This window comes from bacterium, assembly GCA_035371905.1.
Taxonomy (GTDB): domain Bacteria; phylum Ratteibacteria; class UBA8468; order B48-G9; family JAFGKM01; genus JAMWDI01.
This window is the reverse complement of the sequence record DAORXQ010000068.1, coordinates 1-9,755: the sequence shown is the minus strand read 5'-3', so window position 1 is coordinate 9,755 and position 9,755 is coordinate 1. Positions and strand designations below refer to the sequence as shown.

General features: G+C 29.7%; 8 protein-coding genes. 3 read left to right on the top strand and 5 right to left on the bottom strand.

Annotated elements, in window-relative coordinates; genetic code table 11:
* From PKV21_07320 to gndA, 3 genes are all read right to left on the bottom strand, one after another.
* Window positions 1-636 (bottom strand): Sir2 family NAD-dependent protein deacetylase (locus PKV21_07320; protein HOM27299.1); only part of this gene is annotated, 636 nt, incomplete at its 3' end.
* The gene (locus PKV21_07315; protein HOM27298.1) at window positions 629-1,753 is read right to left on the bottom strand and encodes a TIM barrel protein; all 1,125 of its coding nucleotides are present in this window, start codon (window positions 1,751-1,753) and stop codon (window positions 629-631) included. The genes PKV21_07315 and PKV21_07320, both read right to left, overlap by 8 nt.
* 20 nt (window positions 1,754-1,773) lie before the next feature.
* Window positions 1,774-3,270 (bottom strand): NADP-dependent phosphogluconate dehydrogenase, encoded by a 1,497-nt coding sequence (gene gndA, locus PKV21_07310; GenBank protein HOM27297.1) that lies wholly within the window; start codon window positions 3,268-3,270, stop codon window positions 1,774-1,776.
* Window positions 3,271-3,428: 158 nt separating this feature from the next.
* On the opposite strand from gndA, the gene PKV21_07305 reads away from it, so the two are divergent.
* The gene (locus tag PKV21_07305; protein HOM27296.1) at window positions 3,429-3,743 is read left to right on the top strand and encodes a hypothetical protein; all 315 of its coding nucleotides are present in this window, start codon (window positions 3,429-3,431) and stop codon (window positions 3,741-3,743) included.
* Window positions 3,744-3,754: 11 nt separating this feature from the next.
* Here the strand turns inward: PKV21_07305 and PKV21_07300 are convergent, their stop codons facing one another.
* Both PKV21_07300 and PKV21_07295 read right to left on the bottom strand, forming a co-directional pair.
* Window positions 3,755-4,579 carry an SDR family oxidoreductase gene (locus tag PKV21_07300; protein ID HOM27295.1) on the bottom strand — a complete coding sequence of 275 codons (825 nt, stop codon included), beginning with the start codon at window positions 4,577-4,579 and terminating at the stop codon, window positions 3,755-3,757.
* Complete coding sequence (locus PKV21_07295) at window positions 4,566-5,591, bottom strand: radical SAM protein (GenBank protein ID HOM27294.1); 1,026 nt, start codon at window positions 5,589-5,591, stop codon at window positions 4,566-4,568. The genes PKV21_07300 and PKV21_07295 overlap by 14 nt, the downstream gene beginning before the upstream one ends.
* Window positions 5,592-5,658: 67 nt before the next feature.
* On the opposite strand from PKV21_07295, the gene PKV21_07290 reads away from it, so the two are divergent.
* Window positions 5,659-8,829: a glycosyl hydrolase gene (locus PKV21_07290; protein HOM27293.1), complete on the top strand. Its 3,171-nt coding sequence runs from the start codon at window positions 5,659-5,661 to the stop codon at window positions 8,827-8,829.
* A gap of 2 nt (window positions 8,830-8,831) precedes the next feature.
* Window positions 8,832-9,683: a sugar phosphate isomerase/epimerase gene (locus PKV21_07285; protein HOM27292.1), complete on the top strand. Its 852-nt coding sequence runs from the start codon at window positions 8,832-8,834 to the stop codon at window positions 9,681-9,683.
* Window positions 9,684-9,755: the final 72 nt, after the last annotated feature.

The following is a 9,755-nucleotide window of genomic DNA, read 5'->3' as shown; positions in this document are numbered from 1 at the left end:
TCCTGAAGTACCTATGATTATAAATAAATCTGCTTTTTTACTCTCTTCCTCTGCTTTTTTAAATTCATCTTCTGGTAATAATTCTCCAAAAAATACAATATCGGGTCTTTTTCTTTCACCACAATTACATCTTGTAAAATCAGAAATATACTTTATCAAATTTCTCCTTCCCTCAATAATTTTTATTTTTTCAACAAATTCTTTTAAATTTTCTTTTCCAATGTCTTCCTTCTTTCCACATTTTTTACATTTCCATTTATATATATTTCCATGTAATTCAATAACGTTTCTACTACCTGCTTCCTGATGTAAATTATCTATATTTTGAGTTATAACTGCCTTTAAATATCCTTTCTTTTCAAGTTCAGATAATGTTATATGTGAAATATTTGGTTTTGCATTTAAAATTGGATAGGTGAAATCATAAATAAAACTTGCAACTTTTGAAGGAGAAATAAGAAATTGAGTTACCAGACCAGGTAAAGTTCCATAAATTTCCGGTTTATATTTTTCCCATAATCCAGTTTGTCCTCTGAATTGAGGTATTCCACTTTCTGTTGATATTCCTGCTCCTGTAAAGGCAACTATATATTTTGAATTTTTTATATAACCTAAAAATTCTTCAATTTCATTCATAAAGTTCTTTAAAAACCTTAAAACCTTCTGTAACTAAATCCTTTATCATATCTTCAACTTTATCCGTTTCTCTATTTGATAGATATTTTAAAATTTCATCTGTATTCATCTTTTCAGTAACTTTTTCACATGCTTCCCATGATAAAATACTTCTTATAACCCTTTCAATTGCCTTTTCTTCATTATCATAGGGTCTTGCCTGCATATCATGTCCTTTCCATCTGTCAAATCCTGCATCCTCAATTAACTTGGCTATAACTATATTCATACCATTAATTCTTGCTCCATGGTCAATATCAAACTTTCCAGGTCCACCAAGTATTATTCCATCATTATATCCCTGACTGTTTATATGCATGTGAATAAGCATCTTATTATCAATTTCTTCAACCGTATCATAAATATGGTCAAGTCCTATCATTTCTGAATGCCCGAATTCTTTATTAACTCCCTTTTTTTCAACTGTAATTCCATATTCTTCTTTCAACTTTTTCCAGAATAAAATAGCACTTGCAACTGTTGGAACAAGCATTGCTGGATGACCTTCATTTGGTTTTGGTTCAATGGCAAAATAAAGTTTCCCTCCTTTTTTCTCCTCGTATTTACACAGTTTTGCAATACTTTCTTTTAAATTATCATACATCTTTTTAATAAATGGAGTAGCAATATCATAACCCCATGAACCATTCCATAAAACAAAAGTTGGTTCTTTCCCTTTCAAAAATACATCTTTCATTTTTTCATAAGCAATATCAACTGTTTTAATCCCGAATTCTTCTGCTTTTTTCTTTTCATCCGTGTCTAAAGAGGCAATACCACCATAGGCAAAATGAGAATGAGCACCGGGAGTAATCAAGGCAAGATAGATATTTTTTTCCTTCATTATTCCAACAACTTCATCAACATTTTTTTCATTTACTTCTGAATCATAATGAAACTCAACTCCAAGAATAACATTTTCTGGCATTCTTGGTTTTATTTTTTCTGCAACAATTTTTATAAAATCAACTGAATTAAATTTATCTCCTGACCATGAAGGTCTTATATTTGAAGGAACAAAACCACCTTTCCCTGGATTAAAAGTCCACCTGCAAATAGAATGATATGATTTTTTCATATTTTTTCCTCCTTTTTCACTTATTTTGTTACTTCTTTTTCAGGTCTTCCTTCAACAAGCCATTCAGTATGAAATTCTCCCTCTTTTCCGTCTTCTGTTTTTAAAATTTCAGGATTATCAATTCCTTTCAATTTAAAATATCCATGAGCACCAAAATAATCTCTCTGTAAAGCACTTACCTGAGCAGAAAACATAACCGGACTTGTTATCTGTAAAATATAATCATAAGAATTTGAAAAAGCAGGAACTGGAACTCCTGCTTTATGGGAAATTTCAATAAATTTTGCAAGTTTTTTAATATTTTTTGTAATAAATTCAGAGAAGTTTTTATCAACAAGAAGATTTGGAAGGTCTGGATTTTCCTTATATGCCTTTGTTATTTCATCAAGAAATTGTGCTCTTATTATACAACCTGCTCTCCATATTTTTGCAATCTCTCCAAGTTTTAAATCCCATTTATAAAATTCACTTGCTGCCTTTAAAAGAGCAAGTCCCTGTGCATAGGATGAAATTTTAGCAATATATAAAGCATCATGAGCAATTTTTATAATATTTTTCTTTGAACCCTTAAATTTTTCTTTAATATCAAGTTTTAAAAGAGAAGAAACATTCAATCTTATATCCTTATCCTGTGACATTTCTCTTGAAAAAACAGCAGAAGCAATTGTTGGAACAGGAACAAGTAATTCAAGTGCACTCTGAACTGTCCATGTACCTGTTCCTTTCATTCTTGTAATATCTGCAACTATATCAACAAGATATTCATCTGGCTTTACTTTATGTTTTTCTTTCATCAAATCACCTGTTATCTGAATTAAATAACTTCTCAAAATATCATTTTCTCCATTCCATTCAATCATTATATCTGCAATTTCTCCAGAAGTCATTCCAAAACCATTTTTGAAAAACCAGCAACATTCACCAATCAACTGCATATCTCCATACTCAATACCATTATGTACCATCTTTACAAAATGACCTGCTCCATCAGGACCAATATAAGTTACACACGGTTCTCCATCATATGCTTTTGCAGATATTTTCTTTAACATTTCTTCAACAAGTTTATAAGCCTCAAACTGACCTCCCGGCATAATAGCAGGGCCCTTTAACGCACCCTCCTCCCCTCCAGAAACACCGGTACCAATAAATAGAATTCCTTTTTCAGAAAGTTCTTTATTTCTCCTGATAGTATCCTTGAAAAATGAATTTCCACCATCAATTATTAAATCACCTTTTTCAAGTAAAGGAAGAAGTTTTGAAATGAAATCATCCACTGGTTGTCCTTCTTTAACCATAAGCATAATTTTTCTTGGTCTTTCAAGATTTGTAACAAAATCAGAAATATCATAAGTTGGTATTATATTTTTTCCCTTTCCCTGCGTTTCTACAAATGCCTTTGTCTTTTCCCCTGTCCTATTAAAAACACAAACAGTATAACCATTCCTTTCAAAATTAAGTGCTAAATTCCTTCCCATAACTTCCATACCAATAATTCCAATCTCTGCTTTTTTCATAGTTCCTCCTTTTTTAACTCTTAATTCGTTTTTACTTGTTTATATTATAACCCAATCTCGAATATTTTGAAAGAAAACAACTACAACATTCATAAATTTAAAAAAATGCCTTATTTTTTTAAAAACTTATTTTTTTTGTGAATAATATTAGGTAAAAGATGAATAAAAAGATAAACAAAACAGTAAAAATTGATATTAAAGAAGGATTAAAGAAATTTTATCCGGAGATTTTTGAGGATGGCAAAGTTAATTTTGAAAAATTAAAATCATTACTTAGTGGTGAAATTATTGAAAAAGATGACGAGAGATTTTATTTTAACTGGGCTAGAAAAAACCAATTATTTAAACTTATCCAAGCACCTGCCTACAGCACACTAAAACCGGTTAAAGAAAAGTCAGTTGATTTTGATAAAACTAAAAACATTGTTATTATTGATGAGAATTTAGAAAATCCTTACTTGGTTAATATTTAATCAAACTTATTTTAAACTCCAGAGAAAGCATTAAAACCACCATCTATTGGAATAACTGTGCCTGTAACAAAAGAAGAAGCATCAGAAGAAAGGAATATACAAATACCTATAAGTTCATCTGAATTTCCAAATCTTCCCATTGGAGTATGTGTAATTATTGTCTTTCCTCTTTCTGTTAAATTCCCCTTTTCATCCAGTAATAAATATCTATTTTGCTGTGTTAAAAAAAATCCAGGAGCAATTGCATTAACTCTTATTTTTTTATTGTATTCCAAAGCAAAATGAACAGCAAGCCACTGTGTAAAATTACTCACCGCTGCTTTTGCTGCTGAATATCCTGGAATTCTCGTTAAAGGTCTAAAAGCATTCATTGAAGAGATATTAATTATAGAAGCACCATTTTCATTTTTAACCATATATTTTCCAAATACCTGACATGGTAAAATAGCACCTCCAAAAAGATTAAGAGCAATTACTTTTTCAAGAGCAGATAAAGGTAAATCAAAAAAAGATAGTTCAGGAGAAGTTGTTGCCTCTTTAATATTCCCACCGGCAGCATTCACAAGTATATCAATCTTTCCGAATTTATCAACAATTTTTTTTGCAACTTCTTCAATCTTTCCTTTATCAAAAACATCAAGATATTCTCCTTCACTTTCAATTCCTGAATTCTTTAAATTATCTGCAACTTCTTTGTAATTCTTAATATCTCCAATAATTACAGTTGCACCGGCAAGTCCCAAGCCTTTTGCTATTTCAGAACCTAAAACTCCTCCTCCACCAGTTATAATTGCAACTTTTTCTTTCAAAGAAAAAATTTTTTCAACATAATTCATTTTTCCCTCCTGTTTTTAAGTTTAAATAACATAATGGGTCTTCTTCAAGAAAATCTCCATAAAAACTGTAAACAAGAGCCCTGCAACCATAACAATTATCAATTATACAATTTTTACATTTACCTTTCAAAAATGCCTTATTTCTTATAAGATTTAAAACATTTGAGTTTTCCCATATATCTAAAAGTTTCTCATTCAATAAATTCCCTATAGGTAATGGAAATCTCCTGCAGGGATAAACAGTTCCATCAGGCATAACAGCAATACCATCTTTTCCCACAATACACTCACTTCCATAAAGTTCATACCCCTTTTTTTCAATTTTAACCATATATCCCCTGTATTCAATAATGTCCTTTATGTCAAAATCAATGTCACATATTTTATGTAAAAATTTTGTAATTAAAATCCATTTTTCAAAAGAGATTGCTTCTTTTTTTAATCTTTTACCAAAACCATAGGGAATAAATCTTTCAATAATGATACCATCAAAATTATATTCTCTTGCAAAATCAAAAATTTTAAAAATCTGTTCCCAGTTTTTTTCAAGCAAAGTAAACATCAAAAATTTTTCTGTCTTTATTTCTTTTATCATTTCACATATATTTATAAACCTTTCATAATTTTTACCTCTGAAATATTCATAAACTTCTCTATCCACTCCTTCACAGGACAATTTTAATCTTATATTATTTTTTTCAATTTTGTAAATAATTCTCTCATCAATAAAAAAACCATTTGTAATTATTCCTGTATCTTTAACCATTTCTGAATTCACAATCTTTTCTACCAATTCCCACCAGTCGTTATGTAAAAAAGGTTCTCCACCTGTTATATCTATTACAAGTTTTTTTTTTCTTTTTTTTAAAAATTCACAGATATTTGAAAAAATAAAAGTCAGTTTTTCAAAAGGAAGGTCTTTTTCTGGTGTAAAATTTTCCTGATAACAATGTCTACACCTTAAATTACAATTATCCGTGATATGCCACTGAATATGAAATGTATTATCCATAAAAATATTTTACTTTTTTTTAAATAAGATATAAAATTTCAAAACTAAATAAAAACAGGAGGAAAAAATGGAAAAATTTTTGAATGAATTTAAAAATCCTGGTAGTGAGTATAGAGGAGCTCCATTCTGGGCATGGAATGGAAAACTCAAACCAGAAGAATTAAGAAGGCAGATAAGGATAATGAAAGAGATGGGACTTGGTGGTTTCTTTATGCATTCAAGAGTTGGACTTGATACTCCATATTTGTCAAAGGAATGGTTTGAATGTATAAATGCCTGTGCCGATGAAGGGAAAAAACAGAGTATGCTCGCCTTTCTTTACGATGAGGATAGATGGCCATCCGGTGCTGCAGGAGGACTTGTTACAAAAGATAAAAAATATAGAATGAGGCATCTTGTTATGAGAATTTTTAATGAACCCAAAAAAATGAAAGACATTGCAAATGTTGTTGGAATTTTTCTTGCAGAGTTTGAAGGAAATATTATAAAAAAATACAGAAGATTAAAAAAAGATGAAAAAATAAAGAAATTATCTGAAAATGAAAAAATACTTGTTTTTACGAAGGAATTTGCAAAAGAAAGTGACTGGTATAATGGTTATACATATCTTGATACAATGGATCCGGAGGCAGTTAAACAATTTATCAAAATTACACATGAAAATTATAAAAAATATTGTGGAAAATATTTTGAAAAAGTTATACCAGGTATTTTTACAGATGAGCCAAATTATGGAAATGTTTATTTTCATTATGAAGGGGCATCTTCTGATGAAGGAAATATTGCTATTCCATGGACTGATAAATTAGCAAAAACATTTAAAGAAAGGTATGGATATGATATTTTAGACCATCTTCCTGAAATTTATTTTGAAATAGAAGGACAAAAAATATCAAAGGTAAGGCATAATTATTTTGACTGTATTACATATCTTTTTGTGAATTCATTTGCAAAACAGATAGGAAATTGGTGTGAGAAAAATAAACTTCTTTTTACAGGACATATTCTTGAAGAAGATACACTTTTAAGGCAAGCACATGTTGTTGGAAATTGTTTAAGGTTTTATGAATATATGCAGGCACCTGGAATGGATTTATTAACAGAACATTGGAGAATTTTTAATACTGCAAAACAGGTAAGTTCAGTGGCAAGACAGTTTGGAAGAAAATGGAGATTAACAGAAACATATGGTTGTACTGGCTGGGATTTTTCTTTTGCAGGACATAAAGCACTAGGGGATTGGCAGATAGCACTCGGTATAAATTTAAGGTGTCAGCACCTTTCCTGGTATACAATGCTTGGAGAAGCAAAAAGAGATTATCCCGCAAGTATTTTCTATCAATCTCCATGGTGGAATGCTTATAAATATGTAGAAGATTATTTTGCAAGAATACATCTTGTTATGACACAGGGAGAAGAAGTTAGGGACTTACTTGTAATTCATCCAATTGAAAGTATGTGGACTGTTTATAAAATGCCTGACTGGAAAAATGAAGAAAAAAAATGGGAATATTCAGACGAGGTAAAAAAACTTGATGAAATGTTTGTTAAACTGTGTGATACTTTACTTTCCAGTCATATTGATTTTGATTATGGTGATGAAGAAATTTTATCAAGATTGGCAAAAATTCAGAAAAAAGGAAACCAAACAATTTTGAAAGTAAACAAGGCAGAATATAAAACAATTTTAGTACCCCCTTTATATACAATAAGAAGTTCAACATTAAAACTTTTAAAGAAATTTAAAAAAGAAGGCGGAGAAGTTATATTTGTAAAAGAAGTACCTTCTTTTGTTGATTGTGAACCTTCCGATGAAGTAAAAAAATTTGCTGAAAATTGTATAGTAGTTGGTTCTATAGAAGAAAGTATTAAACATCTTGAGAAAATAAGAAGAATATCAATAAAAGATGAAAATGGGAATGAAATTAAAGAAATACTTTATCTATTAAGAGAAGATGAAAATAATTATTATCTCTTTTTATGTAACACAAGTATGGAATGGGACATTAATATAGGAAAATACTGTCTTGTAAGAGATAGAAAAAGAGAATTTAAAAATGTAATTATAAAGAACTTTCCTGATTGGAAATACAGACCTATTGAACTTAATCCACAAACAGGAGAAATTTATTACCCTGAAACAATAAAAGATGAAAATGGATATAAAATTAAAACTGATTTTTATGCTCTTAGTAGTCATCTTTATGTAATCCCGAAGAAAAAGGAAATTAATCTGGATATAAAAGAAACGAAAAAATATGAAATAGTCAGAAATTTAAAAATTGAAAAGGAAAAATGGGAATATATTTTAACAGAAAAAAATGTTCTTGTTCTTGATATGCCTTATTTTAAAATTGAAAATGGAAACTGGCAGGAGAAAAAAGAAATTTTAAAAGTTGATAGAGAAGTAAGAAGGTTTCTCGGCTTATCCCCGAGAGGTGGAGCGATGGTTCAGCCATGGGCAAGAAAGAAAAATAAAAATCCAAAAAGTGTAAAGGTGAGTTTAAAATATGAATTTCATATAGAAGAATTGCCAAAAGGAGAAATTAAAATTGCATTAGAGAAACCAGAGTTATATGAAATTTATATAAATGGTTATAAACTTTCTTCTGATATGAAAAGTGGCTGGTGGGTTGATAAATCACTTGAAACAATAAATTTTGCTCCATCAATCTTAAAAATAGGAAAAAATGAGATTATACTTGAAACAGATTATAACGAGAATCATCCTGGTTTTGAAATTATATATTTACTCGGTGATTTTGGAGTAAAACTGGTAGAGAATGATTTAATAATAACTGGTCTTCCTGAAACTTTGAAAACAGGGGACTGGACAGAACAGGGATTACCTTTTTATTCAGGAAATGTTGGATATATATCTGTAATTGAAAAAATTGATTGTGACGAAAAAGAAAAAATTTTCCTGAAAATTCCAGAATTCAGAGGTGTTGGAATAAGAATTTTTATAGATGGAAAAGAAGTTGGAGTAGTCGCCTGGCCCCCATGTGAAATAGATATAACTGATTATGTAAAAGGAAAAGATAGAATCAATTTAATAATAGAAATACTCGGACACAGAAGAAACTCACATGGACCATTACATTATTCAGAAAAATGGCCTGTATGGACAGGACCATATCAGTTTGTTTCAGAGGGGAATTTATGGAAAGATAAATATCAGATTGTGCCCTGTGGGTTAATGGAAAATCCTGAAATAATAATAAAAAAGGAGAAATAAAAATGTTCAGAAATTTATCACCTGAAGCAATAAATATAAAAACAACCATTCTTGAACGACTGCGACTTGCAAAACTTGGTAACTTTGAAGGAATGGATATTTCAATATTAGAATCTTTTGAATTTTCAAGAGTAGATAAAGTTGAAAAAATTAAAAGCATGTTTGAAAGTTTTGATATAAAAATAGGTGGATGGTGTTTACCCTTTAACATTGGGGAAACAGAAGAAAGATTTAATCAGAATATTGAAATGCTGAATGAATACCTTAAAATTACTCAAACACTTGGAGCATTCAGAATATACAGTTGGATATTACCTTTTTCCGATGATCTGCCTTTTAAAGATAACTTCCAACTTCATTTACAGAGAGCAAAAAAAGTTTGTCAGATTATGGAAAAATATAACTGTAAACTCGGACTTGAATTTATAGGAACAAAAAAGGTAAGGGAAAAACACAAATATGAATTTATCTGGAATCTTGAGCAAATGTGTGAATTTTTAAAAGAAGTAAGTATGGATAATATTGGAATTTTACTTGACAGTTGGCATCTTTATGCTTCTGATGGAAAGATTGAAGATATAAAAAAATTGAAAGGGAAGGATATAATTTATGTACATGTTAATGATGCACCTAATATACCAAAAGAAAATTTAATAGATAATGAAAGATTCTTACCTGGAGAAACAGGAGTAATTGATATTGTGGAATTTTTGAAAGCACTTAAAGAAATTGAATATGATGGACCTGTAACACCTGAACCATTTAATAAAAGAGTAAATGAATTGCCTGATGAAATTGCAGTGAGATTAACAGGTGGGTATTTACTTAAAATTTGGAATAAAGTCTTTAAATGAAGGTTAATTTATGGGATATATATACTTTCCTCAATTTAAAAATGGTAAAAATGGTCTGAAAATCCATCCTGG

Bases quoted from the DNA above. Each gene is read 5' to 3' on its own strand.
- PKV21_07285 (HOM27292.1), top strand. From the start codon at position 8,832: ATGTTCAGAAATTTATCACCTGAAGCAATAAATATAAAAACAACCATT.
- gndA (HOM27297.1), bottom strand. From the start codon at position 3,270: ATGAAAAAAGCAGAGATTGGAATTATTGGTATGGAAGTTATGGGAAGG.
- PKV21_07315 (HOM27298.1), bottom strand. From the start codon at position 1,753: ATGAAAAAATCATATCATTCTATTTGCAGGTGGACTTTTAATCCAGGG.
- PKV21_07290 (HOM27293.1), top strand. From the start codon at position 5,659: ATGGAAAAATTTTTGAATGAATTTAAAAATCCTGGTAGTGAGTATAGA.
- PKV21_07300 (HOM27295.1), bottom strand. From the start codon at position 4,579: ATGAATTATGTTGAAAAAATTTTTTCTTTGAAAGAAAAAGTTGCAATT.
- PKV21_07295 (HOM27294.1), bottom strand. From the start codon at position 5,591: ATGGATAATACATTTCATATTCAGTGGCATATCACGGATAATTGTAAT.
- PKV21_07305 (HOM27296.1), top strand. From the start codon at position 3,429: ATGAATAAAAAGATAAACAAAACAGTAAAAATTGATATTAAAGAAGGA.